Origin of the sequence: Aquincola tertiaricarbonis (genome assembly GCF_000969605.1) — a bacterium.
Lineage (GTDB): Bacteria > Pseudomonadota > Gammaproteobacteria > Burkholderiales > Burkholderiaceae_C > Aquincola > Aquincola tertiaricarbonis.
The window spans coordinates 368,074-392,447 of sequence record NZ_JZUE01000001.1; the positions used below are offsets into that span (position 1 = coordinate 368,074).

The following is a 24,374-nucleotide window of genomic DNA, read 5'->3' on the forward strand; positions in this document are numbered from 1 at the left end:
GCCTTGTCGTCTGTGAAAATGTGATCGAGGGCGCCGCGTCGGCGCCCGCGAGAACATGACATGAGCGACTACGGATTCACCACCCGCACCGTGCACGCGGCCCAGGACGCTGGCGCCGAGCATGGGGCGGTGCACATGCCGATCCACACCTCGGTGCAGTACGGCTTCCAGAAGGTGGAGGACCTGATCGGCGTGTTCCAGGGCCGCATCAAGGGCGGCTTCAACTACGCCCGCCAGGGCACGCCCACCACCGCCGCATTGGAAGCGCTGGTCACCCGCATGGAAGGCGGCCTGGGCAGCATCAGCTTCGCCACCGGCATGGCGGCCATCACGGCCACCTTCCTCACGCTGCTGCGTGCGGGCGACCATGTGGTGTCCAGCAAGTTCATCTTCGGCAACACCAACAGCCTGTACGGCACGCTGGCCGACCTGGGCATCGCCACCACCCGGGTGGACACCGGCGACGTCGCCAACGTGGAAGCGGCCTTGCGCCCCAGCACGCGGCTGGTGTTCGTCGAGACCATCTCCAACCCCGGCACCCGCATCCCCGACCTGGAAGCCATCGGCCGGCTGTGCCGCGAGCGCGGGCTGCTGTACGTGGTGGACAACACCGTCACCTCGCCCTACCTGTTCCAGCCGCGCAGCGTGGGCGCCAGCCTGGTGATCAATGCGCTGACCAAGTCGATCGCCGGCCATGGCGATGCACTGGGCGGCACGGTGACCGACACCGGCCTGTTCGACTGGCAGGGCTATCCCAACATCTTCGCCAACTACCGCAGCGGCGATGCGAAGCAGTGGGGCCTGACCCAGATCCGCAAGAAGGGCCTGCGTGACATGGGCGGGGCGCTGTCGTCGGACCATGCGCACCGCATCATGGTGGGCGCGGAGACGCTGGAGCTGCGCTGCGACCGCACCAGCGCCACGGCCTTCGCGCTGGCGAAGTGGCTGCAGGCCCATCCCGCCGTCGCCCGCGTGCACTACCCGATGCTGGAGAACCATCCGCAGCATGCGGCGGCGAAGAAGCACTTCAAGTCCGGCTCCTGGCTGCTGAGCTTCGAGCTGGCCGACCCGGCCCGGCTCGTGCCGGTGATCGACCGGCTGCGCCTGCCGGTCAGCGCCACTGGCCTGGCCGACACCCGCACGCTCATCATCCCGGTGGCGCCCACCATCTTCTGGGAAGCGGGCGCCGAGGTGCGCGCCGACATGGGCATCGCCGACGGCATGATCCGGCTGTCGGTGGGCCTGGAGGACGAGCGCGACCTGATCGCCGACTTCGAGCAGGCCCTGGCCGGCTGAAGCCGCGGGCGCGCAAGCCCCGCCGCGGTGCGCGGCCGGGGGGCATGGCCGACAATGCGGCCATGCTGCGCCAACGAACCCTCCAGTCCCTCACCCGCGCCGTGGGCGTGGGCGTGCACAGCGGCCGCAAGGTCGAGCTGACGCTGCGGCCGGCGCCGCCGGACCACGGCATCGTGTTCCGTCGCATCGACCTGCCGCAGCCGGTGGACATCCCGGTCTCGGCCGAGGCGGTGAGCGACACCCGCATGGCCTCGACCATCTCCGCCGGCGGCGACCCTGGCGCACCCAAGGTGCAGACGGTGGAGCACCTGATGTCGGCCTGCTGCGGCCTGGGCCTGGACAACCTGCAGATCGACATCACCGCCGACGAGGTGCCCATCCTCGACGGCTCGGCCGCCAGCTTCGTGTTCCTGCTGCAGAGCGCCGGCATCGTGTTGCAGGACGCGCCCAAGCGCTTCATCCGCGTGCTCAAGCCGGTGGAGCTGCGCGAAGGCGAGGGCGCTGCGCTCAAGTGGGCGCGGCTGGAGCCGCACCACGGCTACCGCCTCACCTTCGAGATCGAGTTCAACCATCCGGCGGTGGATGCCACCGGCCAGCGCGTGGTGTTCGAGATGGGCAGCGGCCAGTACAAGCGCGAGATCGCGCGCGCCCGCACCATCGGCTTCGCCAAGGACGTGGACGTGATGCGCGCCCGCGGCCTCACGCTGGGCGGCAACATGGACAACGCCATCGTCTTCGGCGACCGCGAGCTGCTCAATGCCGATGGCCTGCGCTACGACGACGAGATCGCCAAGCACAAGATCCTGGATGCCATCGGCGACCTCTACATGGCCGGCAAACCCATGCTGGCCAGCTACACCTCGTTCAAGGGCGGCCATGCGCTCAATAACAAGCTGCTGCGCAAGCTGATGGCCGACCGCAGCGCCTGGGAGATCGTCAGCTTCGACGACGAGCGCGACGCGCCGGCCGGCTTCGCCGAGCTGGCCCCCGCCTGGTGAGCGGGGGCTGACGGCCGATGGTTTTCTTCCGGGTGCTGATCGGACTGCTGGCACTGGCCAGCGTGGTGTGCTTCGTGATGTACGCCGCCACGCGCGACGCCCGCTGGCGCCGGCGTGGCTGGCTCATCATGAAGTGGACGCTCATCGCGTCCGTGGGCTTCTTCGCGGTGCTGATCGCGGAGCGGCTGTTCTGGCCGCCGCAGTCCTTGCCCGCTCAGTCCCTGCCGCCGCCCACCACGCGGTAGGCCAGCGCGCCGATCACGCCGCCGGCGATCGGCGCCAGCCAGAACAGCCACAGCTGCTGCAGCGCCCAGGCATCGGCGAACAGCGCCACGCCGGTGGAGCGGGCCGGGTTGACCGAGGTGTTGGTCACCGGGATGCTGACCAGGTGGATCAGCGTCAGGCACAGGCCGATGGCGATGGGCGCGAAGCCCGCCGGCGCACGGCCGTCGGTGGCGCCCAGGATCACGAACAGGAAGAAGGCCGTGAGCACCACCTCGCACACCAGCGCGGCGGCCATGCCGTACTGGCCGGGCGAATGCTCGCCGAAGCCGTTGGATGCGAAGCCGCCAGCCACGAAGCCGGGCTTGCCGCTGGCGATGAGGTACAGCACGGCGCCCGCGGCCACCGCCCCGGCCACCTGGGCCAGGATGTAGGGCACCAGCTTGCCGCCGTCGAAGCGGCCGCCGGCCCATAAGCCCACGGACACGGCCGGGTTCAGGTGGCAGCCCGAGATGTGGCCGATGGCATAGGCCATGGTCAGCACCGTGAGGCCGAAGGCCAGCGAGACGCCGTGCAGGCCGATGCCCACTTCAGGTAACGCTGCGGCCAGCACGGCGCTGCCGCAGCCGCCCAGCACCAGCCAGAAAGTGCCGAGGAATTCGGCGGTGGTTGCTTTCATCAGATCACTCCTCTTGTTGTCGAAGCCTGCGCGGACCCTGCCGCTGTTACAGGCGGCGGCGAACTGTGACAGGCTTGGTGAGAAGTGATGAGCGTCTCTCCCTATTTCGTGAACTGATGCCGGCTTCCCGTGCCAGCTGCGTCACCTGCGCGACAAGCTGGGCGGGTTCTTCATCTGGCGGCCGCTTCGCGCGGCGGGGAAGATGGTCTCGACCGAAGCCTTCTGGAAGTTGATCCGCATGCGCAATCCCTCCCGCCGCCAGTTCCACCGACAGCTGCTGGGCGCCAGCGCCCTGGTGGCCACGCCCGCCGTGTGGGCGCAGGGCGCCGCCTGGCCGTCCAAGCCGATCCGCATCGTCGTGCCCTATCCGCCGGGCGGCTTCACCGACGTCACCGCCCGCCTGGTCGCGCAAAAGCTGCAGGAGCGCCTGGGCCAGACGGTGCTGGTGGACAACAAGGCCGGCGCCAACGGCATCATCGGCACCGATGCGGTGGCCAAGGCCGCGCCCGACGGCTACACCATGGGCGTGGTGATCGCGGCCTATGCGGCCAACACCACGCTGTATCCCAAGCTGCCCTACGACCCGCGCAAGGACATCGCCGCGGTGTCGCTGATCGGCTTGTCGCCGCTGGTGGCCGCCGTCAACAACGAGGCACCGTTCAAGACCGCGGCCGAGCTGGTGGCCTATGCCAAGCGCCATCCAGGCAAGGTGAGCTTCGGCTCCAGCGGCAGCGGCTCGGCGGCGCACCTCACCACCGAGTACCTGAAGGCACTGACCGGCTCGTACATGGTGCACATCCCCTACCGCGGCGCGGCGGCGGCGCTGACCGACCTGATGGGTGGGCAGATCCAGCTGTTCCTCGACGCAGCCTCCGGCCTGATCGCGCCGGGCAAGGCCGGCAAGGTGCGGCTGATCGGCGTGGCCAGCGACAAGCGCCTGCCCGCATTGCCCGAGGTGCCCACCTTCATCGAGCAGGGCGTGGCCGGCTTCACCGGCAGCACCTGGGCCGGGCTGCTGGCGCCGGCCGGCACGCCGAAGGACATCGCCAAGCGGGTGTCCGACGAGGTGGCGCGCATCGTGCGCCTGGACGACGTGAAGAGCCGGCTGGAGCAGATGGGCACCATCCCGGTGGGCGGCACGCCGGAGGAATTCCAGTCCTTCATCGACACCGAGACCGCCAAGTGGGGCAAGGTGATCCGCGATGCCAAGGTGACCGCCGAGTAGGCGGCGCCCCCGCGCTCAGCGGTTGGGGCTCACGCGATTGATCAGCCGCGGCAGCCAGTGCAGGATGGCCAGCGCCAGCAGTGTGCTGAGCATGGCCGAGGCCTCCCGCCCCAGGCCGACGCCCACGCCGATGGCCGCGGTGAGCCAGATGCCGGCGGCGGTGGTCAGGCCTTGCACGTTCTCCTCGTCGCGGCCCTTGATGATGGTGCCCGCGCACAGGAAGCCGATGCCAGCCACCACGCCCTGGATCACGCGGCTCATGTCGGTGTCCGACACGCCCGCCTGCTGCGGTATCAGCACGAACAGCGCGGCGCCCAGCGCCACCAGCATGTGGGTGCGCACGCCGGCGGCCTTGCCGGTGCGCTCGCGTTCCCAGCCCAGCATGCCGCCCAGCAGCGCGGCGATGACCAGCCGCACCACGATGCGGGTGGCCTGCTCCACGTCGGGCACATCGGAGAACTCCTGCTGCAGCGCAGACAGCACCGATTGCCAAACCCCGTCCATCTTCCTCGCCTCCTTCGGCTGTGTGGTCAGTACACGCGGCCGCGGCGGTAGGTGGCGTGGGTCTTGCGCGCCAGCGTCGTGGCCTGGGCCAGTGCGGCCAGCGAGTGGCCTGCATGGGCTTGGGCAATTGCCAGGCCCAGCGCGTCGGCCGCGTCCTTGCCGGGCAGGCCGGGCAGGGCCAGCAGGCGCATCACCATCGCCTGCACCTGCTCCTTGCGGGCGCCGCCGTGGCCGACGACGGCCTTCTTCATCTGCAGCGCGGTGTGCTCGGCCACCGGCAGCCCGCGCGACACCAGCGCCGCCAGCGCCGCACCGCGGGCCTGGCCCAGCAGCAGCGTGCTCTGCGGGTTGACGTTGACGAACACGATCTCCACCGAGGCATGGTCGGGCGTGTAGCGGCCCACCACCTCGGAAACGCCCTCGAAGATGATCTTCAGCCGCGCCGGCAGGTTGCCGCGCTCGGCGCCCGCGGTCTTGATGGTGCCGCTGGCCACATAGGCCAGACGCGGCCCGTCGACGTCGATCACGCCAAAGCCGGTGGTCTGCAGGCCGGGGTCGATGCCAAGGATGCGGGACGTCACAGGAAATACCAGCGGACGAAATGGAAGAAGACCGGTGCGGCGAAGCAGAGCGGCGCCACGCGGTCCAGCAGGCCGACGGCGCCGGTGACGGCGCTGCGGTTGCCCCAATGGTGCACCCCGGCGTCCCGCTTGAGGGCCTTCATCACGAACTCACCGAAGGTGCCGCTGCCGGCCGCGATGAAGGCCATGGCCAGCGCCTGCCCGGCCTTGAATGGCGTGGCCCAGTACAGCAGCGCCCCGGCCAGCGCCGCGGCCAGCGCGCCCAGCACCCAGGCCTGCAGCGAGAAGCTGCGGCTGATCTGCCGTGCCACGGGCCGGCGCCGCAGCCAGCGGCTGGCGCCTTCCTGCGCCAGCTGCGCGATGACCACCACGAACACCAGGAAGAACAGCAGGAAGGCGCCGCGGCCCTCGTAGTTCGGAAAATCGAGCAGCAGCAGCGCCGGGGCGTGGCTGAGGCCGTACACGCACACCACGATGCCCCACTGGATCTTGGCATTGCGCTCCAGGAAGCGTTCCGGGTCGCCGGCCAGCGCGCTCACCACCGGCAGCGCGAAGAACACGTAGACCGGGATGAACACGGTGAACAGGTCGAAATGTCGCGTGCCCACGATCACGTACTGCAGCGGCAGCACCACGAAGAAGGCCAGGATCAGGCTGCGGTGGTCGCTGCGTCGGGTGTGCTGCAGCGTGATGAACTCGCGCAGCGCCAGGAAGGACACGATGCCGAACAGCAGCGTGGCGCCCACCGCACCCCAGATCCAGGCCAGCCAGAACAGCACCGCGCCATTCCACAGCGCCAGCAGGTCGCGCTTCATGTGGCGGTGGGAGGTGGTGCTGGCGGCCTCCGGATGGCGCAGCGACCAGCCCACCGCCGTGGCCGTGGCCGCCAGCAGCACGCCAAAGAGGATGACGAACAGCAGGCCCACCTGCTGGTCGACGCCGAGCTGGCGCAGTGCGCTCATGGGCAGGCCCTCATGCGGCCGGCCTGGGACGCAGTGCGATCACGGCGTCGCGGGCACGGGCCAGGAAGGCGGCCTTGTCTTCGCCGAGCGTGGGCGCCACCGGCGCGCCGAAGGTCACGGTGCACAGCACCGGCACCGGCACCACTTCGCCCTTGGGCATCACGCGCTGCACGTTGTCGATCCAGGTGGGAATCAGCCGCGCCTCGGGAAAGCGCATGGCCAGGTGGTACAGGCCGCTCTTGAAGCCGGCCGGCTCGGCGTGCGCACCGCGGGTGCCTTCCGGGAAGATCACCAGCGAGTCGCCTTGCTCCAGCGCCGCGGCGAGGGGCTCCAGCGGGTCCTGGTCGTCGACGCGCTTGCGGTCCACGTACACCGCATGGAACACCTCGCGGGTGATCCAGTGCTTGAGCTTGCCGGTCGTCCAGTAGTCGCGCGCCGCGATGGGCCGGGTGCTGGCCCGCAGGTCACGCGGCAGCGCCGCCCAGATCAGCACCCAGTCGAGGTGGCTCTGGTGGTTGGCGAAGTAGATGCGCTGCTCCGCCTTGGGCGGGCAGCCCTTCCAATGCCCCTGCGCCCCCGTGACCAGCCGGGCCACGAACGCCAGCGTGAGGCCGGCGGCTTCGACTGCAAAGCTCAATGTCTGAAATGCCTCACGCCGGTCAGCACCATGGCGATGCCGCGCTCGTCGGCGGCGGCGATCACCTCGTCGTCGCGCATGCTGCCGCCGGGCTGGATCACGCAGGTGGCACCCGCGTCGCACACCACGTCCAGGCCGTCGCGGAACGGGAAGAAGGCGTCGCTGGCCACCGCGGTGCCGGCCAGCGTGAGGCCGGCATTGCCGGCCTTGATCGATGCGATGCGGGCCGAGTCGATGCGGCTCATCTGCCCGGCGCCCACGCCCATGGTCATGCCGTCGGCGCAGAACACGATGGCATTGCTCTTGACGAACTTGGCCACCTTCCACGCAAACAGCAGGTCTTCCATCTGCTGCGCGGTGAGCTGCTTCTTCGTCACCACGCGTAGCTCGGCCGGCTGCACGTTCTTGGCATCGGCCGACTGCACCAGCAGCCCGCCGCCCACGCGCTTGAAGTCCAGCGTGTTCATCGACGGGGCCAGCGGCACTTCCAGCAGCCGCACGTTCTGCTTGCCGGCGAACACGTCACGCGCCTCGGCGCTGATGGCCGGGGCGATCAGCACCTCCACGAACTGCTTGACCACCAGCTGCGCCGCTTCCACGTCCAGCGGGCGGTTGAAGGCGATGATGCCGCCGAAGGCCGAGGTGGGGTCGGTCTTGAAGGCCTTGGCATAGGCCTCGGCCGGCGTGGCCGCCACCGCCACGCCGCAGGGGTTGGCATGCTTGACGATGACGCAGGCCGGCGCGTCGAAGGTCTTGACGCATTCCCAGGCCGCATCGGCATCGGCGATGTTGTTGTACGAAAGTTCCTTGCCCTGCAGCTGCCGCCAGCCGGCCAGCGTGCCTTCGGCCGGCTGCGCATCGCGGTAGAAGGCGGCGCTCTGGTGCGGGTTCTCGCCGTAGCGCATGTCCTGCACCTTGTGCAGCTGCAGGTTGAGCACGGCGGGGTAGTCCAGCCGCGTGGGCGTGGCGGCGGTGGCCAGCTCGGCGCCGGCCTGCAGGCCGCTCAGGTAGCTGGCGATCATGCCGTCGTAGGCCGCGGTGTGCGCAAACACCTTGCGCGCCAGGGTGAACTTGGTGGTGCGGTCGATCTGGCCGTCCTTCAGTTCCACCAGCACGCGCGGATAGTCGGCGGGGTCGATCACCACTGCCACGTCCTGCCAGTTCTTGGCGGCTGCACGCAGCATGGCCGGGCCGCCGATGTCGATGTTCTCGATGGCGTCTTCCAGCGTGCAGTCGGCCTTGGCCGTGGCCTGCGCGAAGGGATAGAGGTTGATCACCAGCAGGTCGATGGTGTTGATGCCGTGCTCGGCCAGCGCGGCCATGTGGGCCGGCACGTCGCGCCGGGCCAGCAGGCCGCCGTGGATGCGCGGGTGCAGGGTCTTCACGCGGCCGTCCAGCATCTCCGGAAAGCCGGTGACTTCCGACACCTCGGTCACGGGCAGGCCCGATTCGGCCAGCAGCTTCGCGGTGCCGCCGGTGGACAGCAGCTTGACGCCGGCGGCATGCAGCTCGCGGGCGAAGTCGACGATGCCGGTCTTGTCGGAGACGGAAATCAGTGCGGTGGTCATGGCGGGCCTTACTTGATGAGCTTGTGTTCGAGCAGCTTGCGCCGCAGGGTGTTGCGGTTGATGCCCAGCCACTCGGCGGCCTTGCTCTGGTTGCCTTGCGCGTGCTGCATCACCACGTCGAGCATGGGCTTCTCGACGGCATTGAGGATCATCTCGTGCACCGAGTGCGGTTCCACGCCACGCAGGTCGCGGAAGTACTGCTCCAGGCTCTCGCGCACGCAGGCTTCGAGGTGTTTTTTGGTCATGGACTCACAGGAAGGAGGTCAGGCCGACAGCGCCAGCCGGCTGTCGTTGGCGGGCAGCCGCTCGTGCTGCTCGGCCAGGCGGTCGAACCAGTCGGCCACCGCACGCAGCTGCTGTTCGCAGTCGTCGATCAGGTTCATGCGGGCTCGGAACTCGGCCCCGCCGGGCAGCGCATGCACCGCCCAGCCGATGTGCTTGCGCGCGCTGCGCACGCCCGACTGCTCGCCGTACAGGCCGTAGTGGTTCAGCAGGTGGGCCACCAGCCAGCCGCGCACGTCGGCCACCGGCGGCGGCAGCAGCAGTGTGCCGGTGGCCAGGTAGTGGGCGATCTCGCGGAAGATCCAAGGCCGGCCCTGTGCCGCGCGGCCCACCATCAGCGCGTCGGCACCTGTATAGGCAAGTACGGCGCGCGCCTTCTCGGGGGAATCGATGTCGCCGTTGGCCACCACGGGAATGGACAGCGCTGTCTTCACGGCCGCGATGATGTCGTACTCGGCCTGCCCGCTGTAGCCCTGCTCGCGCGTGCGGCCATGCACCGTCACCATGGCCACGCCGGCTGCCTCGGCCGCGCGGGCCATGGTCACCGCATTGCGCTCGGTGTCGCACCAGCCGGTGCGCATCTTCAGCGTCACCGGCACGTTGCGCGGCGCGCAGGCGGCCACCACCGCCTCGACGATGCGCAGGGCCAGCGGCTCGTTGCGCATCAGCGCCGAGCCGGCCCACACGTTGCACACCTTCTTGGCCGGGCAGCCCATGTTGATGTCGATGACCTGCGCGCCACGGTCGATGTTGTATCGCGCGGCATCGGCCATCTCGGCCGGATCGACACCGGCCACCTGCACCGCGATGGGCGCGCTCTCGCCGGTGTGGTCGGCGCGGCGGGAGGTCTTCAGGCTCTTCCACAGCTCGCGCTTGGACGTGACCATCTCGCTGACCGCATAACCGGCGCCCAGCTGCTTGCACAGCATGCGGAAAGGCCGGTCGGTCACCCCTGCCATCGGGGCGACAAACAGCCTGTTCGGCAGCTCGACGTGGCCGATCTTCATGGGGCGGGGGTGGGGGTGGTGCTGAAAAAGGAGGCAGGAGTATAGCGGCGCCCACCGCCGCGCCCGGGTGCGTGGCAGGGCCGGTGCCGTCGTGATAATGCCGCCCGATGGAAAGCTGGTTGCAGGCCGCCCTGGCCACGGTGATGAATGCGCTGGCCCTGCCTGAAGTGGGCCTGGGTGCGGTGTTCCTGGTGTCGCTGGTGTCGGCCACGCTGCTGCCGCTGGGCTCGGAGCCGGCGGTGTTCGGGCTGGTCAAGCTGGACCCGGCGATGTTCTGGCCCGCGGTGCTGGTGGCCACCGCCGGCAACACGGTGGGCGGCGCCATCAGCTGGTGGATGGGCTACGGCGCCGAGCTGGCCTACGAGAAGGCCACGCACCATCCGGCGGACAACCGCGCGCTGCGCTGGCTGCAGCGCTTCGGCCCCAAGGCCTGCCTGCTGTCGTGGCTGCCGGTGGTGGGCGATCCGCTGTGCGCCGTGGCCGGCTGGCTGCGCCTGCCCTTCTGGCCCTGCGTGGGCTACATGGCCGTCGGCAAGTTCCTGCGCTATGTGACGATGACCGCCGGCCTGCTGTGGTTCTTCCCCGGCCGCTTCACACCTTGACCCGCACTCCGGAGTGCCCGATGAGCCCGACCCCCGCCTACGACGAGCTGACCCGCCACTGCCAGCGCCTGCACCGCTTCGACCACCTGGCCGCCATCTGCGGCTGGGACCAGGCCGCCAACATGCCGCCGCAGGGCAACCAGGCGCGCAGCGAGGCCCTGGCCGAACTGGCCGGCCTGACCCACCGCCTGCGCACCGACGCCAGCCTGCCCGAGCGACTGCAGCAAGCCGAGCAGGAGCCGCTGGACGATGCCCAGCGCGCCAACCTGCGCGAGATCCGGCGCGACTGGTTCAATGCCAATGCGCTGCCCGAGGCGCTGGTGCAGGCGCGGCAGATCGCCACCTCGCGCTGCGAACATGCCTGGCGCACCCAGCGGCCGGCCAACGACTGGGCCGGCTTCGTCGAGAACTTCCGCGAGGTGCTGCGCGTGGGCCGCGAGGAAGCACGGCTGTTGGCCGAGCAATCGGGCCTGTCGAAGTACGACGCCCTGATGGACCGGTATGAGCCCGGCATGCGCTGCGCCACGGTGGACCGCGTGTTCGGCGAGGTGCGGCAGTGGCTGCCGGGGCTCATCGCCCAGGCCACCGAACGCCAGCGCGGCCGGCCGCTGGCGCAGCCGGTGGGCCCGTTCCCGGTGGACCGCCAGCGCGCGCTGTGCGAGGCGGCGATGCGGCTGCTGGGCTTCGACTTCAACGCCGGCCGGCTGGACGTGAGCACCCATCCGTTTTCCGGCGGCGTGCCGGAGGACGTGCGGCTGACCACCCGCTACAGCACCGACGAGTTCCTCATCAGCCTGATGGGCACCATCCACGAGACCGGCCACGGCCGCTACGAGCAGAACCTGCCGCGTGCGCTGCTGGGCCAGCCGGTGGCGCAGGCGCGCTCGATGGCCATCCATGAAAGCCAGTCGCTCAGCTTCGAGATGCAGCTGGGCCGCAGCCGCGCCTTCGTCGAGCGGCTGGCGCCACTGGTGGTGCAGCACCTGGGCCTGCAGCCGGCCTTCGAGCCGGACAACCTCTGGCGCCTGCTGACGCAGGTGATGCCGGGGCGCATCCGCGTCGATGCGGACGAGGTGACCTACCCGGCCCACGTGATCCTGCGCTACGAGATCGAGCGACCGCTGATCGAAGGCGAGATCGAGGCCGAGGACATCCCCGCGTTGTGGAACGCGAAGATGCAGGCGCTGCTGGGCATCGACACCCGCGGCGACTTCACCAACGGTCCGTTGCAGGACGTTCACTGGCCCGAGGCGCTGTTCGGCTACTTCCCGTGTTACTCGCTGGGCGCGATGTACGCGGCGCAGTGGTTCGCCGCGATGCGCCGCGCCGTGCCCGACACCGATGCCCGCATCGCGCAGGGCGACTTCACGCCGGTGTTCGGCTGGCTGCAGGCGCACATCTGGTCGCAGGGCTCGCGCTGGCCCACGGACGAGCTGGCCTTGCGCGCCAGCGGCGAGCCGCTGAACCCGGCGCACTTCAAGGCCCACCTCGAGGCGCGCTACCTGAACGACTGAGTCGCCCGGGCGGCGGGCCGCCTCAGGGCTTGTGCCGCAGCAGCCGCAGCCCGTTGGCCACCACCAGCAGGCTGGCACCCATGTCGGCGAACACCGCCATCCACATGGTGGCGCCGCCCAGCACTGCGGCCAGCAGGAAGGCGGCCTTGATGCCCAGGGCCAGGCTGATGTTCTGCCACAGCACCGCATGCGTGCGGCGCGACAGGCGCACCGTCTCGGCGATGCGGCCCAGATCGTCGTTCATCACCACAATGTCGGCGGCCTCGGCCGCGATGTCGGTACCGGCCGCGCCCATGGCAATGCCGATGTCCGAGCGGGCCAGCGCCGGCGCGTCGTTGATGCCGTCGCCGGCCATCGCGGTGGGGCCGTGGCGCTTCTGCAGCGCTTCGATGCGGGCCAGCTTGTCGGCCGGCAGCAGGTCGCCCTCGGCCTGCTCGATGCCCGCCTGCGCGGCCACGGCGCGCACGGTGGCGGCGTTGTCCCCGCTCAGCATCACCGGCTGCAGGCCCAGCGCGCGCAGGGCGGCCACGGCCTGGGCGGCATGCGGCTTGACCGTGTCGGCCACCGCGAACCAGGCCAGCGCCTGGTGCTCGTCGGCCAGCACGGTGACGCTGCGGCCGGCCGCTTCCTGCTCGCGCAGCGCCGCTTCCAGCGCCGGGCTGCACTGGCCGCGTTCCTCGATCAGCCGGTGGTTGCCCAGCACCAGCTGGCGACCGTCCACGCGGCCGGACATGCCGCGGCCGCCCAGCGCATCGCTGTGGTCCACCGGCGCGTGGTCGGCCGGCAGCCCGGCCGCGATGGCGCGCGACACCGGGTGCTGCGACGCATGCGCCAGGCTGGCGGCCAGCCGCGCGGTGGCCTCGGCCGGCTGGCCCGCCAGCGCCTGCCAGGCCACCAGCACCGGCTGGCCGTGGGTGATGGTGCCGGTCTTGTCGAAGGCCACCGCCTTCAGCAGGCGCGCCTGCTCCAGGAAGGCGCCGCCCTTGATGAGGATGCCCCGGCGCGCCGCCGCGGCCAGGCCGCTGACCACGGTCACCGGCGTGGAGATGACCAGCGCGCACGGGCAGGCGATCACCAGCAACACCAGGGCCTTGTAGATGGACTCGGGCCAGGCCCAGCCGGCCAGCCAGGGACCGAGCAGCGCCACTGCCAGCGCGATGGCGAACACGGCCGGCGTGTACACCGCGGCGAAGCGGTCCACGAAGCGCTGGGTGGGCGCTCGCGCGCCCTGCGCCTGTTCCACCGCCTGGACGATGCGGGCCAAGGTGCTGTGGTCGAAGGCGCTGCTCACCCGCAGTTCCAGGGCACCGGCCTGGTTCACCGTGCCGGCGAACACCGGGTCGCCTTCGGTCTTGTCCACCGGAATGCTCTCGCCGGTGACGGCCGACTGGTCGACCGCGCTGCGCCCGGCCACCACCGTGCCGTCGAGCGGTATGCGCTCGCCGGGCCGCACGCGCAGCACTGCGCCCACCGGCACGCCGGTGGCCGGCTGCTCGGCCCAGCGGCCGTCGGGCTGCCGCACCTGGGCGGTCTGCGGCGTCAGCGACAGCAGCCCCTGCACCGCCCGGCGGGAGCGGTCGACGGCGCGCGCCTCGATGGCCTCGGCCAGCGCATACAGCGCCATCACCATCGCCGCTTCCGGCCACTGGCCGATGGCGAAGGCGCCGGTGACGGCCACGGCCATCAGCGCATTGATGTTCAGCCGGCCATGGCGCAGGGCCTGCAAGCCCTTGGCGTAGGTCTCCAGCCCGGCCAGCAGGATGGCCACCGCCGCCACGGCCATGCCGCCGATGCGCCAGGGCAGGGTGTCGGGTGCCAGGAAGTGCAGCCCTTCGGCAGCGGCGGCCAGCAGCAGGGCGGCCACCAGCCGCGGGGTGTTGCCGGCCGGAGCATGCACGTCGGCCTCCGCCGCCAGCGGCGTGGCGCTGTAGCCGGCCTGGCGAATGGCCTGGGCCGCCGCGGCGACCACGGGCGGCTCCGCGTCCACCGTCAGCGTGCGGCTGCCGAGGTGGAAGCTGAGCGCGCGGATGCCGGCCAGCGGCTCGAGCGCGCGGCGGATGTCGGATTCCTCGGCGGCACAGTCCATCTGCGGCACATGCAGGCGGGTGCCGCGGCCGGCTGGTGGCGCACTGGCGGCCGCGGCGGACGCCGGGCCGCAGCAGCCGGCCTGCGGGCTGCACGCGGCATCGGCGGCGGGCTCGTGTGCATGCCCATGCCCATGCGCATGGTCGTGCGCGTGGCTGTGCGGATGCGTGTGTGCATGAAAGTCAGGGTGCGAGCCCTCGGGGCGGGCTGCCGCGGCACGCGCGATCGGAATGTGTCCATGGGCCATGGGCGCATTGCAAACCCCGGAGCCACTCCAGAGTCAAGCCGCTACAGTGGCCTTGGGCAACAGGAGCAGCGCATGCGCATCGGGGAACTGGCGGCCGCCGCCGGCATGGACGTGGACACGGTGCGCTTCTATGAGAAGTCGGGTCTGCTGCCCGCGCCGGCCCGCGGCGACAACAACTACCGGCGCTACGACCACGCCGCGCTGCAGCGCCTGCGGTTCATCGCCAACTGCCGCGCGCTGGACATGAGCCTGGACGAGATCCGCGTGCTGCTGGCCCACCTGGACGCGCCCGACGCGGATTGCTCGGTGGTGGACCAGGTGGTGGCCGAGCACCTGGGCCACGTGCGGGAGCGCATCGCCGCGCTGCAGGTGCTGGAGCGGCAGCTGGCAATGCTGCAGCGCTCCTGCCAGCAGGCGCAGCCGGGCGAGCTGTGCGGCATCGTCCTGGCGCTGGGCGAGGCCCGCGACACCGAACTGCCACCGGCCCGCGGCGTGCACAGCCGGTAGCCTCTGCCCGGGGGGCGTCCCTACAATCGGCGATCACTTTGCTGCGTTGCACCAACCGCCATGACTGCACCGACCGTTCCCGACCTCCAGCACATCGCGCCGCGTGAGCAGGCCGAGATCCTGGCGCAGGCCCTGCCGTACATCCGCAAGTTCCACGGCAAGACCATCGTCATCAAGTACGGCGGCAACGCGATGATCGACCCGGTGCTGCAGCAGGACTTCGCCGAAGACGTGGTGCTGCTCAAGCTTGTGGGCATGAACCCGGTGGTGGTGCACGGCGGCGGCCCGCAAATTGACGAGGCGCTGAGCCGCCTGGGCAAGAAGGGCACCTTCATCCAGGGCATGCGCGTCACCGATGAAGAGACGATGGAAGTCGTCGAATGGGTGCTGGCCGGCCAGGTGCAGCAGGACATCGTCGGCCTGATCAATGCCGCCGGCGGCAAGGCCGTGGGCCTGACCGGCCGCGACGGCGGCCTGATCCGCGCCCGCAAGCTGAAGATGGTGGACAAGAATGACCCGTCCATCGAGCACGACGTCGGCCAGGTGGGCGAGATCGAGTCCATCGACCCCAGCGTAGTGAAGGCGCTGCAGGACGACCAGTTCATCCCGGTGATTTCGCCGCTGGGCTTCGGCTCCGAGAACGAGAACTACAACATCAATGCCGACGTGGTGGCCGGCAAGCTGGCCGAGGTGCTGCGCGCCGAGAAGCTGGTGCTGCTGACCAACACGCCCGGCGTGCTGGACAAGGCGGGCAACCTGCTCACCGACCTGTCGGCGCGCCAGATCGACGAGCTGTTTGCCGACGGCACCATCAGCGGCGGCATGCTGCCCAAGATCTCGGGGGCCTTGGACGCGGCCAAGGGCGGCGTGAACGCGGTGCACATCATCGATGGCCGCGTGCCGCATGCGATGCTGCTCGAGATTTTGTCGGACCAGGCCTACGGCACCATGATCCGCTCGCATTGATCCGACGCCTGCGTAGGCATCCGCCGACAACGTCGTCCAACTTTACGCAGGCGGCTGGCTTCTTTCCGCAAAATTGGCGCTGACACCAGCCTCGTGCCCGCATTGTTCGCGTCGGCGCAATGCGTCGTTGCCGGCATTCGGGTTTTTCTCATCCAGGGTTGCTCCCTACAGTCCTTCCCATCGACAACGTTTATGGAAGGAACTGACATGAAGACCCGTTTCATCGCTGCTGCTTCGCTGGCTGCCCTCCTGGCCTCGGGTGGCGCATTCGCCCAGTCCGACGTCTCCCGTGTCGACATCACCGGCCGCAATACCACTTCGGCCTGGAACAACGGTGACACCAACGGCAACAAGGAGCCGGCAAGCTACAGCAACGCCGTCAGCCGCAGCGAAGTGGTGGCGCAGACCCGCGCCGCCATGGCCGCCGGCGACCGCTTCGCCATCGGCGACACCTATGGCCAGCAACTGGGCCAGCGCTTCCAGCAGCCCGAGCTGAACCAGGTGGCCGGCACCAAGAGCCGCGACCAGGTGCGTGCCGAGGCCATCAGCGCCATGCGCAACGACCAGATCGTCGACGGCGACACCAACAGCTAAGGCGTCCCCGCTGCGCCGGAGGGCCGGCGGGCCTCATGCGACGATCTGCCGCATGACCGCCCGCTGCCTCTGGCTTTTTGATCTCGACGACACGCTTCACGACGCAGGCGCCTTCGTCTTTGGCGCCCTGCATGAATCCATGGGTGCCTACGTGCAACGGGAGTTGCGCGTGCCGCCCGAGGAGGCCGACCGCCTGCGCCGCCTCTATTGGCTGCGCTACGGCGCCACGCTGCTGGGGCTGGTGAAGCACCACGGCGTCAAGCCCGCGCACTTCCTGCACGAGACGCACCTGCTGCCCGACCTGGAGCAGCGCATCAATGGGCACCGCCATGACCTTGCGGTGCTGCGCCGCCTGCCCGGACGCAAGATCATCCTCACCAATGCGCCGCGCGCCTATGCCATGCGGGTGCTGCAGGCGCTGGGCATTGCGCGTTGGTTCGACGGGGTGGTCACGATCGAGGACATGGCCATGTTCGGCCACCTGCGCCCCAAGCCCGATGCGCGCATGCTGCGGGCGCTGGCCGCCCGGCTGCGGGTGCCGCCGTCGCGCTGCATCCTGGTGGAAGACACGCTGCAGCATCAGAAGGCCGCGCGCAGCATCGGCATGCACACGGTGTGGATGCAGCGCTTCGGCCGGCGGGGCTCGCCGGTGCGTGCCCGCCGCCAGCGCTGGACCATGCAACCGGCCTACGTGGACCGCACCATCGGCCGCCTGGCGCAGCTGCTGCCGGCTGGAAAACACTGGCCGACGTCACTTGGCAACCCATTGAAGTGAGTGCTTCTGGGGAGGGTGAGTAATTGTTTCTGCATGCAAGAATCGACGGAACCGTTGACTCTTTCGCACTTCGCGATGTCAGATTTTTCGTCGATCCCGGAGAACGACCGGCTGGAGTCCAACGGCGGCTCGCCGGCGCGCAAGCGACCCAAGCCTGGTGAGCGCCGGGTGCAGATCCTTGAAACCCTCGCCCAGATGCTGGAGCAGCCAGGCGCCGAGCGTGTGACCACGGCGGCGCTCGCGTCGCGGCTTGAGGTGAGCGAAGCCGCCCTCTACCGTCACTTCGCCAGCAAGGCGCAGATGTTCGAGGCGCTGATCGACTTCATCGAAAGCAGCGTGTTCACCCTGGTCACACAGATCGTCGAGCGCGAGCCGCAAGGCCAGGTGCAGGCGCACCGCAGCGTCGCCGTGCTGCTGCAGTTCGCCGAGAAGAACCCCGGCATGGTCCGCGTGATGGTGGGCGATGCGCTGGTGTTCGAGAACGAACGCCTGGCCACCCGCATGAACCAGTTCTTCGACCGGCTGGAGTCCATGCTGCGCCAGAGCCTGCGCGGCGCGGCCGAAAACGCCGGCTCCAACACGCCCACGGTGGACGGGCAGGTGCGTGCCTCGGTGCTCACCGCGTTCGCCATCGGCCGGCTGCATCGGTATGCGCGCTCGGGCTTCAAGCGCCAGCCCACCGAGCACCTGGAAGCTTCGCTGCAGATGCTGGCCTGCTGAGGCCACGTCCGGCCGGGCTGCTACCGTAGCGGCCATGCTGGACCTCACCTGGGGCGGCGAAACGCTGCGCCTGCTGCCGCAAAAGGCGGCCTTCCTTCCCGACCACCACATGCTGCTCATCGCCGATGCCCACATCGGCAAGGCGGTGAGCTTCCGCCGCCTGGGCGTGCCGGTGCCGCGAGGCACCACCACCGACAACCTGCAGCGGCTGGACGAACTGCTGGGCCTGCACCCGGTGGCCCACGTCGTGTTCCTGGGCGACCTGCTGCATTCGGCGCATGCCCATGCCGCGCCCACGCTGGCTGCCTTCGGCGCCTGGCGCGAGCGGCACGCCCGGCTCGAGATCACCCTGGTGCGGGGCAACCACGACGACCGCGCCGGCGATCCGCCGCCGTGGCTGGGCATCCGCTGCGTGGACGAGCCGCTGCCGCTGGGCGGCCTGGCTTTGTGCCATCACCCGCAGCCGCGGCCGGGCCGGCAGGTGGTGGCCGGCCACCTGCATCCTGGCGCCCGGCTGGGCCGCGGCCTGGACCGGGTGCGCGTGCCATGTTTCCACTTCCGCGCTGGCGTGGCGGTGATGCCGGCGTTCGGCAGCTTCACCGGGCTGCATCCGGTGGAACGCCAGCCGGGCGACCGGCTGGTGGCAGTGGCCGACGGGCAGCTGTTCGACGTGCCCGATCGCCTGGTGCCTGCTCGCTAAACTGGCCGGCTTGGCCGCGCGCCGGCTGTTGCCTTTCCCGCCCATGTCCACCGACCTCGAACGACTGATGCAGCGCGCCGATGCGCTGCTGGCCCGCCTGGAAGCGGTGCTGCCGCTGCCGCCCGCCACCCCCGACTGGTCAGCAGCCGTCGCCTGGCGCTACCGCAAGCGGCGTGGCGCCGGTGTGCTGGAGCCGGTGCGGCATGTCTCCACCATCCGCCTGTCGGACCTGCAGGAAATCGACGGGCAGAAGGAGCGGCTCGTGCGCAACACCCGTCAGTTCGTCGAAGGCCGGGCGGCGAACAACGTGCTGCTGACCGGAGCCCGGGGCACCGGCAAGAGCTCGCTGGTGAAGGCCTGCCTGAACGAGTTCTCCGGCCGCGGCTTGCGCCTGATCGAGGTGGACAAGGCCGACATGGTCGACCTGCCCGACCTGGTGGACCTGGTGGGCGATCGCCCCGAGCGCTTCATCGTCTTCTGCGACGATCTCAGCTTCGACGAGGGCGAACCGGGCTACAAGGCGCTGAAGTCCATGCTCGACGGCTCGGTGGCCCAGGCCAGCGACAACGTGCTGATCTATGCCACCAGCAACCGCCGCCACCTGCTGCCCGAGTACATGAAGGAGAACCTCAGCTACACCCACACCGAGGACGGCGAGGTACATCCCGGCGAGGTGGTCGAAGAGAAGATCTCCCTGTCCGAGCGTTTCGGCCTGTGGGTCAGCTTCTATCCGTTCAGCCAGGCCGAATACCTGGCCATCGTCGGCCAGTGGCTGCAGCACTTCGGCATCGCGCCCGAGCGCATCGAGGCCGCGCGGCCGCAGGCGCTGGTGTGGGCCCTGGAACGCGGCTCCCGCTCCGGCCGGGTGGCCTACCAGTTCGCCCGCGACTTCTCGGGGCGTGACGATGCCTGACGAGCCGCAGCAGGGTGTCGACCGCACGCCGGTGGACGTGGCCGTGGGCGTGCTGATCGACGCCGACGGGCGCTTCCTGCTCACCTCGCGCCCGCAGGGCAAGGTGTACGCCGGGTACTGGGAATTCCCGGGCGGCAAGCTGGAGGCGGGCGAGTCGGTCGAGCAGGCGCTGCGGCGCGAGCTGATCGAGGAACTGGGCATCACCATCGGCCCGGTGCACCCCTGGCGGGTGGAGATCGTCGACTACGAACATGCCCGCGTGCGACTGCATTTCTGCAAGGTGTTCGACTGGCGCGGCGAGTTCGAGATGCGCGAGGCGCAGCAGATGGCCTGGAACCAGCTGCCGGTGCAGGTGCAGCCGGTGCTGCCGGGCACGGTGCCGGTGCTGCAATGGTTCGCGCAGGAGCGCGGCTTCACCGGGCCCACCCACCCCGCGCCGTAAACTGCAGTCATGGACTGGCTGGACAGCATCAAGTGGGACCGCGACGGGCTGGTGCCCGTCATCGCGCAGGAGCACGGCACCAAGGACGTGCTGATGTTCGCCTTCATGAACCGGGAGGCGCTGGCCCGCACGGCGGCGCTGGGCGAGGCGGTGTACTGGAGCCGCTCCCGCCAGCGCCTGTGGCACAAGGGCGAGGAATCCGGCCACATCCAGAAGGTGCACGCCCTACGGCTGGACTGCGACAACGACGTAGTGCTGATGGAAGTGACCCAGCAGGGCCACACTCCCGGCATCGCCTGCCACACCGGGCGCCACTCCTGCTTCTTCCAGCGGCTGGAGGACGGCGAGTGGAAAAGCGTCGATCCGGTCTTGAAAGACCCCGAAAGCATCTACAAATGAGCGGTAACGACACGTTGGCGCGGCTGGCCGAAGTCATCGAATCGCGCAAGGGCGCCTGTCCCGACACCAGCTACGTGGCGCGCCTGTTCCACAAGGGCACCGACGCCATCCTGAAGAAGATCGGCGAAGAAGCCACCGAAACCGTGATGGCGGCCAAGGACGGCGACCGCCCGAAGATCGTCTATGAGGTGGCCGACCTGTGGTTCCACTCCATGGTGGCGCTGGCGGCCTTCGATTTGAAGCCGGCCGACGTGCTGGCCGAACTCGAACGGCGCGAAGGGCTCTCAGGCTTGGAAGAGTTCGCGCTGCGCAAGGTGCAGCAGCGCGAGAACACCGGCGAATAGCCCTTTGCAGGAGGTAGTCCCGTGAGCCCGATCGTCGACGTCATGCCCGATCTGCAGCGCGAGCGTTCGCTGCGCAACATCGGCCACATCAGCTACGCGCTGCATGCCATCGTCGCGGTGGGCGCGGTGCTGCCGGCCTTCCAGCCGACGGTGCTGTTGCTGGTGGCGGCCTTCATCCTCGACCTGGTCAAGCGCAACGACGCCGACGGCACCTGGCAGGAGTCGCACTTCCGCTGGCGCATCCGCAGCGTGCTGTGGGCTGCCGGCCTGTACCTCGTCACGGCACCGCTGTGGCTGCTGTTCTTCGTGCCCGGGTGGATTGCCTGGGGCCTGATCTCCATCTGGTTCCTGTACCGCGTCATCCGCGGCTGGCTGGCGCTGGCCGATGGCCGGCCGATGCCGAACTGACCCCTACTTCCCGCAACGCCGAGCCCCGCGCATGCACAGCGACCCGAACTGCATCTTCTGCAAGATCGCCGCCGGACAGATCCCGGCCCGCAAGGTCCATGAGGACGACGAGCTGATCGCCTTCCATGACATTGCGCCGTGGGCGCCGGTGCATGTGCTCATCGTGCCCAAGGAGCACATCGGCTCGATGATGGAGGTGACGGAAGCACACGAGGCGCTGCTGGGCCGGATGATGGTGCTCAGCGTGAAGCTGATGCGCGAATTGGGCGTGACCAACGGTTACCGCCACGTGATCAACACCGGTGCGGACGGCGGCCAGGAAGTGCCGCACCTGCACCTGCATGCAATGGGCGGTCCGCGCCCTTGGAACAAGGGCTGAACCCCCCACGCCAAGGCTGTCATGGCCGCCCCCTAGAATCGTTGGATTCCCTCGAAGGAGATTGATATGGGTTCGTTCAGCATCTGGCATTGGCTGATCGTGTTGTTGGTGGTCGTGTTGATCTTCGGTACCAAGAAGCTGAAGAACATGGGCTCCGACCTCGGCGGTGCGGTCAAGGGTTTCAAGGACGGCGTGCGCGGTGGCTCCGAAGGCGTCGACGGCACCGACGTGCCGCCGCAGCAGGTGGGCACGCAGCGCAGCGCGGCCGACCCGCACACGGTCGACGTCGAAGCCAAGCGCAAGTCCTGAGGCGGCGTCGCCTTGAAGTTGCCTGCATGAGCGCTGCATGATCGATTTCGGTTTCGACAAGCTCGCGTTGATCGGCGCGGTGGCCTTGATCGTCATCGGCCCCGAGCGCCTGCCGAAGGTGGCCCGCACCGTGGGCCACTTCGTCGGCAAGGCGCAGCGCTACGTGGCCGAGGTGAAGGCCGAGGTCAACCGGTCGATCGAGCTCGATGAGCTGAAGAAGATGAAGACGCAGTTCGAGGACGCGGCGCGCAACGTCGAGCAGACGGTGCACACCGAGTTCAACCAGCACACGACCGACCTTCAGCGCGACTGGGACGATGCCGCCACCGCCGGCCTGGCGCCCGCGGTGGGCACCGAGCCGCTGAGCACGCCGGTGCCCGAGTACCGGCATCCGCGCAAGAACTGGCGGCTCAAGCGGGGTGCGGTGCCCCAGTGGTACAAGCAGAAGGCCGGCATCCGCACCAAGGCGCAGTCGGGCGCGGCCCGGGTGGCCCGCCACCGGCCGAAACGCTGGTCATGAGCGCTGAAGAGAAAGACGAACTCGAAGGCACCGAACAGCCCTTCGTGTCGCATCTGGTCGAGCTGCGCGACCGCCTGATCCGGGCGCTGATCGCGGTGGGCGTGGTGTTCGGCGCGCTGTGCCTGTGGCCCGGGCCCGGCGGCCTCTACGACCTGCTGGCCGCGCCGTTGGTGTCCACCCTGCCAGTGGGCGCCACGCTGATCGCCACCAACGTGATCTCGCCGTTCGTGGTGCCGCTGAAGATCACGCTGATGGCGGCCTTCCTGATCGCGCTGCCGGTGGTGCTGTGGCAGGTGTGGGCCTTCGTCGCGCCCGGCCTGTACTCGCACGAAAAGAAGCTGGTGCTGCCGCTGGTGGTGTCGAGCACGCTGCTGTTCTTCGTGGGCGTGGCCTTCTGCTACTTCTTCGTGTTCGGCCAGGTGTTCAAGTTCATCCAGAGCTTCGCACCCAAGAGCATCACCGCCGCGCCTGACATCGAGGCCTACCTCAGCTTCGTGCTGACGATGTTCATCGCCTTCGGCACCGCGTTCGAGGTGCCGATCGTGGTCATCGTGCTGGCGCGGATGGGCCTGGTCAGCATCGAGAAGCTGAAGGCCTTCCGCGGCTACTTCATCGTGCTGGCCTTCATCATCGCCGCGGTGATCACGCCGCCCGACGTGGTGTCGCAGCTGGCGCTGGCCGTGCCGATGTGCCTGCTGTACGAGCTGGGCATCTGGGCGGCGCAGGTGTTCATCAAGCACACCCAGGCGCCGGACGCCGACGCCGAGAGCAAGACCTCCGCGAGCTGACGCGTGGGGCGTGCGCCGACGGGCTCAGCGCCCGGCCGGCCGCGCGCGTGGACGCTGGGCCACGCGCACGTTCACATCCACCGACTGCCTGCCGCGCTGCACGCCGATGCCCACCAGGGTGTCGGGCTTCAGCGACGCCACCGCGCCCAGCAGCTGCTGGGTGTTGGTGACGGCCCGGCCGTCCACGCTCACCACCACGTCGCCGGGGCGGATGCCACCCTGGCTGGCCGGGCCGTCCTGCAGCACGCCGGTGATCAGCACGCCTTCGGTCACCGGCAGCTGGAAGGTCTCGGCGATTTCCGGGGTGAGGTCGCGCGGCTCCACGCCGATCCAGCCGCGGGTCACGCTGCCGTCGCGGATCAGGCTTTCCATCACCTGTCGGGCGGAGTCGGCCGGGATGGCGAAGCCGATGCCCAGGCTGCCGCCGCTGCGCGAGAAGATGGCGGTGTTGATGCCCACCAGATTGCCGTTGACGTCCACCAGCGCGCCGCCGGAATTGCCGGGGTTGATGGCCGCATCGGTCTGGATGAAGTTCTCGAAGGTGTTGATGCCGAGCCGGCTGCGGCCCAGTGCGCTCACGATGCCGGAGGTGACCGTCTGCCCGACCGCGAACGGATTGCCGATGGCCAGCACGATGTCGCCCACCTGCAATTCGTCCACGCGGCCGAAGGTGACCGCGGGCAGCTTGTCCAGCGTGATCTTGAGCACCGCCACGTCGGTCTCCGGGTCGGCACCGATGACCTGGGCCGAGGCCTGGCGGCCGTCGGCCAGCTGCACCTCGATCTCGCTGGCGCCGTCGATCACGTGGTTGTTGGTGAGCAGGTAGCCCTCCGGCGACACGATGACGCCCGAGCCGAGGCCGCGCTGCGGTTCAGGCCGCTGGGGGCCGTTGCCCTCGCGAAAGAAGAAGCGGAACCAGGGGTCGTCGGCGTGCGGATTGCGCTGCGGCGCGCGCATGGCGGTGACACTGACCACCGAGGGCGACGCCTTGCGCGCGGCGGTGCTGTAGCCGGCCATCGGCGCGCTGGCGGGCAGGGCCGAGGCCACCGGCGCGCTGACGATGGACACGATCTCCGGCAGCAACGGCTGGCCGGGGCGGCGCGAGAGCCAATCAGGCTTGAGCGTGGCCACCACGAACAGCATGGCCAGCGACACCGTCACCGCCTGCGAGAAAATCAGCCAGGTTCTACGCATGCAAGAT

General features: G+C 69.5%; 31 protein-coding genes. 21 read left to right on the forward strand and 10 right to left on the reverse strand.

Annotated elements, in window-relative coordinates; genetic code table 11:
• Positions 1-60 precede the first annotated feature (60 nt).
• The 3 genes from VO99_RS01730 (at position 61) to VO99_RS01740 (ending at position 2,539) form a co-directional block, all read left to right on the forward strand.
• Positions 61-1,296: a cystathionine gamma-synthase family protein gene (locus tag VO99_RS01730; protein WP_046111043.1), complete on the forward strand. Its 1,236-nt coding sequence runs from the start codon at positions 61-63 to the stop codon at positions 1,294-1,296.
• 62 nt (positions 1,297-1,358) lie between these two features.
• Complete coding sequence (gene lpxC / locus VO99_RS01735) at positions 1,359-2,294, forward strand: UDP-3-O-acyl-N-acetylglucosamine deacetylase (RefSeq protein WP_046111232.1); 936 nt, start codon at positions 1,359-1,361, stop codon at positions 2,292-2,294.
• A gap of 17 nt (positions 2,295-2,311) precedes the next feature.
• Positions 2,312-2,539 carry a hypothetical protein gene (locus VO99_RS01740; RefSeq protein ID WP_046111044.1) on the forward strand — a complete coding sequence of 76 codons (228 nt, stop codon included), beginning with the start codon at positions 2,312-2,314 and terminating at the stop codon, positions 2,537-2,539.
• Here VO99_RS01740 and aqpZ read toward each other — a convergent pair.
• Entirely contained in the window at positions 2,509-3,195 is a 687-nt protein-coding gene (gene aqpZ, locus VO99_RS01745) for an aquaporin Z (protein ID WP_046111045.1), read from the reverse strand. The genes VO99_RS01740 and aqpZ overlap by 31 nt on opposite strands.
• Before the next feature lie 238 nt (positions 3,196-3,433).
• Here aqpZ and VO99_RS01750 point away from each other — a divergent pair, with 238 nt between their 5' ends.
• Entirely contained in the window at positions 3,434-4,420 is a 987-nt protein-coding gene (locus VO99_RS01750) for a tripartite tricarboxylate transporter substrate binding protein (protein ID WP_046111046.1), read from the forward strand.
• A 15-nt stretch (positions 4,421-4,435) separates the two neighbouring features.
• Here VO99_RS01750 and VO99_RS01755 read toward each other — a convergent pair whose 3' ends face one another.
• From VO99_RS01755 to dusB, 7 genes are read right to left on the reverse strand one after another with little or no spacing between them, the layout of a single operon-like run.
• A complete protein-coding gene (locus VO99_RS01755) occupies positions 4,436-4,924 on the reverse strand; it encodes an MgtC/SapB family protein (RefSeq protein WP_046111047.1) in 489 nt (162 codons plus the stop codon).
• A gap of 26 nt (positions 4,925-4,950) precedes the next feature.
• Positions 4,951-5,505, reverse strand: coding sequence for a crossover junction endodeoxyribonuclease RuvC (gene ruvC, locus VO99_RS01760; RefSeq protein ID WP_046111048.1), 555 nt, complete (start codon positions 5,503-5,505; stop codon positions 4,951-4,953).
• Entirely contained in the window at positions 5,502-6,467 is a 966-nt protein-coding gene (locus VO99_RS01765) for a phosphatidate cytidylyltransferase (RefSeq protein WP_046111049.1), read from the reverse strand. Before VO99_RS01765 ends, ruvC begins: the two co-directional genes overlap by 4 nt.
• A gap of 10 nt (positions 6,468-6,477) precedes the next feature.
• Entirely contained in the window at positions 6,478-7,104 is a 627-nt protein-coding gene (locus VO99_RS01770) for a lysophospholipid acyltransferase family protein (protein ID WP_046111050.1), read from the reverse strand.
• Positions 7,101-8,672, reverse strand: coding sequence for a bifunctional phosphoribosylaminoimidazolecarboxamide formyltransferase/IMP cyclohydrolase (gene purH / locus VO99_RS01775; protein WP_046111051.1), 1,572 nt, complete (start codon positions 8,670-8,672; stop codon positions 7,101-7,103). The genes VO99_RS01770 and purH overlap by 4 nt, the downstream gene beginning before the upstream one ends.
• An 8-nt stretch (positions 8,673-8,680) precedes the next feature.
• Entirely contained in the window at positions 8,681-8,917 is a 237-nt protein-coding gene (locus VO99_RS01780) for a Fis family transcriptional regulator (RefSeq protein ID WP_046111052.1), read from the reverse strand.
• Positions 8,918-8,935: 18 nt separating this feature from the next.
• Complete coding sequence (dusB, locus tag VO99_RS01785) at positions 8,936-9,961, reverse strand: tRNA dihydrouridine synthase DusB (protein ID WP_046111053.1); 1,026 nt, start codon at positions 9,959-9,961, stop codon at positions 8,936-8,938.
• 107 nt (positions 9,962-10,068) lie between these two features.
• Between dusB and VO99_RS01790 the strand changes: the two genes are divergently transcribed.
• Both VO99_RS01790 and VO99_RS01795 read left to right on the forward strand, forming a co-directional pair.
• Entirely contained in the window at positions 10,069-10,563 is a 495-nt protein-coding gene (locus VO99_RS01790; protein WP_046111054.1) for a YqaA family protein, read from the forward strand.
• A gap of 20 nt (positions 10,564-10,583) precedes the next feature.
• Positions 10,584-12,077 carry a carboxypeptidase M32 gene (locus tag VO99_RS01795; protein WP_046111055.1) on the forward strand — a complete coding sequence of 498 codons (1,494 nt, stop codon included), beginning with the start codon at positions 10,584-10,586 and terminating at the stop codon, positions 12,075-12,077.
• 22 nt (positions 12,078-12,099) lie between these two features.
• Here the strand turns inward: VO99_RS01795 and VO99_RS01800 are convergent, their stop codons facing one another.
• Positions 12,100-14,409, reverse strand: coding sequence for a heavy metal translocating P-type ATPase (locus tag VO99_RS01800; protein ID WP_083440278.1), 2,310 nt, complete (start codon positions 14,407-14,409; stop codon positions 12,100-12,102).
• Positions 14,410-14,481: 72 nt separating this feature from the next.
• On the opposite strand from VO99_RS01800, the gene VO99_RS01805 reads away from it, so the two are divergent.
• From VO99_RS01805 to tatC, 15 genes are all read left to right on the forward strand, one after another.
• Positions 14,482-14,916 (forward strand): Cd(II)/Pb(II)-responsive transcriptional regulator, encoded by a 435-nt coding sequence (locus VO99_RS01805; protein WP_046111056.1) that lies wholly within the window; start codon positions 14,482-14,484, stop codon positions 14,914-14,916.
• A 60-nt stretch (positions 14,917-14,976) separates the two neighbouring features.
• Complete coding sequence (gene argB / locus VO99_RS01810; protein ID WP_046111057.1) at positions 14,977-15,882, forward strand: acetylglutamate kinase; 906 nt, start codon at positions 14,977-14,979, stop codon at positions 15,880-15,882.
• A gap of 207 nt (positions 15,883-16,089) precedes the next feature.
• Entirely contained in the window at positions 16,090-16,476 is a 387-nt protein-coding gene (locus VO99_RS01815; protein ID WP_046111058.1) for a hypothetical protein, read from the forward strand.
• 52 nt (positions 16,477-16,528) lie between these two features.
• Positions 16,529-17,251, forward strand: a complete 723-nt coding sequence (locus VO99_RS01820) for a pyrimidine 5'-nucleotidase (protein WP_046111059.1) — start codon at positions 16,529-16,531, stop codon at positions 17,249-17,251.
• A gap of 75 nt (positions 17,252-17,326) precedes the next feature.
• Positions 17,327-17,971 (forward strand): nucleoid occlusion factor SlmA, encoded by a 645-nt coding sequence (gene slmA / locus VO99_RS01825; RefSeq protein WP_046111060.1) that lies wholly within the window; start codon positions 17,327-17,329, stop codon positions 17,969-17,971.
• A gap of 34 nt (positions 17,972-18,005) precedes the next feature.
• Positions 18,006-18,671: a ligase-associated DNA damage response endonuclease PdeM gene (gene pdeM / locus VO99_RS01830; RefSeq protein WP_046111061.1), complete on the forward strand. Its 666-nt coding sequence runs from the start codon at positions 18,006-18,008 to the stop codon at positions 18,669-18,671.
• 43 nt (positions 18,672-18,714) lie between these two features.
• Positions 18,715-19,584, forward strand: a complete 870-nt coding sequence (locus VO99_RS01835) for an ATP-binding protein (protein ID WP_046111062.1) — start codon at positions 18,715-18,717, stop codon at positions 19,582-19,584.
• Complete coding sequence (locus tag VO99_RS01840; protein ID WP_046111063.1) at positions 19,577-20,026, forward strand: NUDIX domain-containing protein; 450 nt, start codon at positions 19,577-19,579, stop codon at positions 20,024-20,026. The genes VO99_RS01835 and VO99_RS01840 overlap by 8 nt, the downstream gene beginning before the upstream one ends.
• Positions 20,027-20,035: 9 nt before the next feature.
• Entirely contained in the window at positions 20,036-20,425 is a 390-nt protein-coding gene (hisI, locus tag VO99_RS01845; protein WP_046111064.1) for a phosphoribosyl-AMP cyclohydrolase, read from the forward strand.
• A complete protein-coding gene (locus VO99_RS01850; protein ID WP_046111065.1) occupies positions 20,422-20,769 on the forward strand; it encodes a phosphoribosyl-ATP diphosphatase in 348 nt (115 codons plus the stop codon). The genes hisI and VO99_RS01850 overlap by 4 nt, the downstream gene beginning before the upstream one ends.
• A gap of 21 nt (positions 20,770-20,790) precedes the next feature.
• A complete protein-coding gene (locus VO99_RS01855; protein WP_232315234.1) occupies positions 20,791-21,177 on the forward strand; it encodes a DUF4870 family protein in 387 nt (128 codons plus the stop codon).
• Between the two features lie 31 nt (positions 21,178-21,208).
• Positions 21,209-21,556: a histidine triad nucleotide-binding protein gene (locus VO99_RS01860; protein WP_046111066.1), complete on the forward strand. Its 348-nt coding sequence runs from the start codon at positions 21,209-21,211 to the stop codon at positions 21,554-21,556.
• Positions 21,557-21,622: 66 nt separating this feature from the next.
• Positions 21,623-21,865 (forward strand): Sec-independent protein translocase subunit TatA, encoded by a 243-nt coding sequence (gene tatA / locus VO99_RS01865; RefSeq protein WP_046111067.1) that lies wholly within the window; start codon positions 21,623-21,625, stop codon positions 21,863-21,865.
• Between the two features lie 37 nt (positions 21,866-21,902).
• Positions 21,903-22,385, forward strand: coding sequence for a Sec-independent protein translocase protein TatB (tatB, locus tag VO99_RS01870; RefSeq protein WP_046111068.1), 483 nt, complete (start codon positions 21,903-21,905; stop codon positions 22,383-22,385).
• Positions 22,382-23,173 (forward strand): twin-arginine translocase subunit TatC, encoded by a 792-nt coding sequence (tatC, locus tag VO99_RS01875; protein ID WP_046111069.1) that lies wholly within the window; start codon positions 22,382-22,384, stop codon positions 23,171-23,173. The genes tatB and tatC overlap by 4 nt, the downstream gene beginning before the upstream one ends.
• A gap of 24 nt (positions 23,174-23,197) precedes the next feature.
• On the opposite strand, the gene VO99_RS01880 is transcribed toward tatC, so the two are convergent.
• Entirely contained in the window at positions 23,198-24,367 is a 1,170-nt protein-coding gene (locus tag VO99_RS01880) for a trypsin-like peptidase domain-containing protein (protein ID WP_046111070.1), read from the reverse strand.
• Positions 24,368-24,374: the final 7 nt, after the last annotated feature.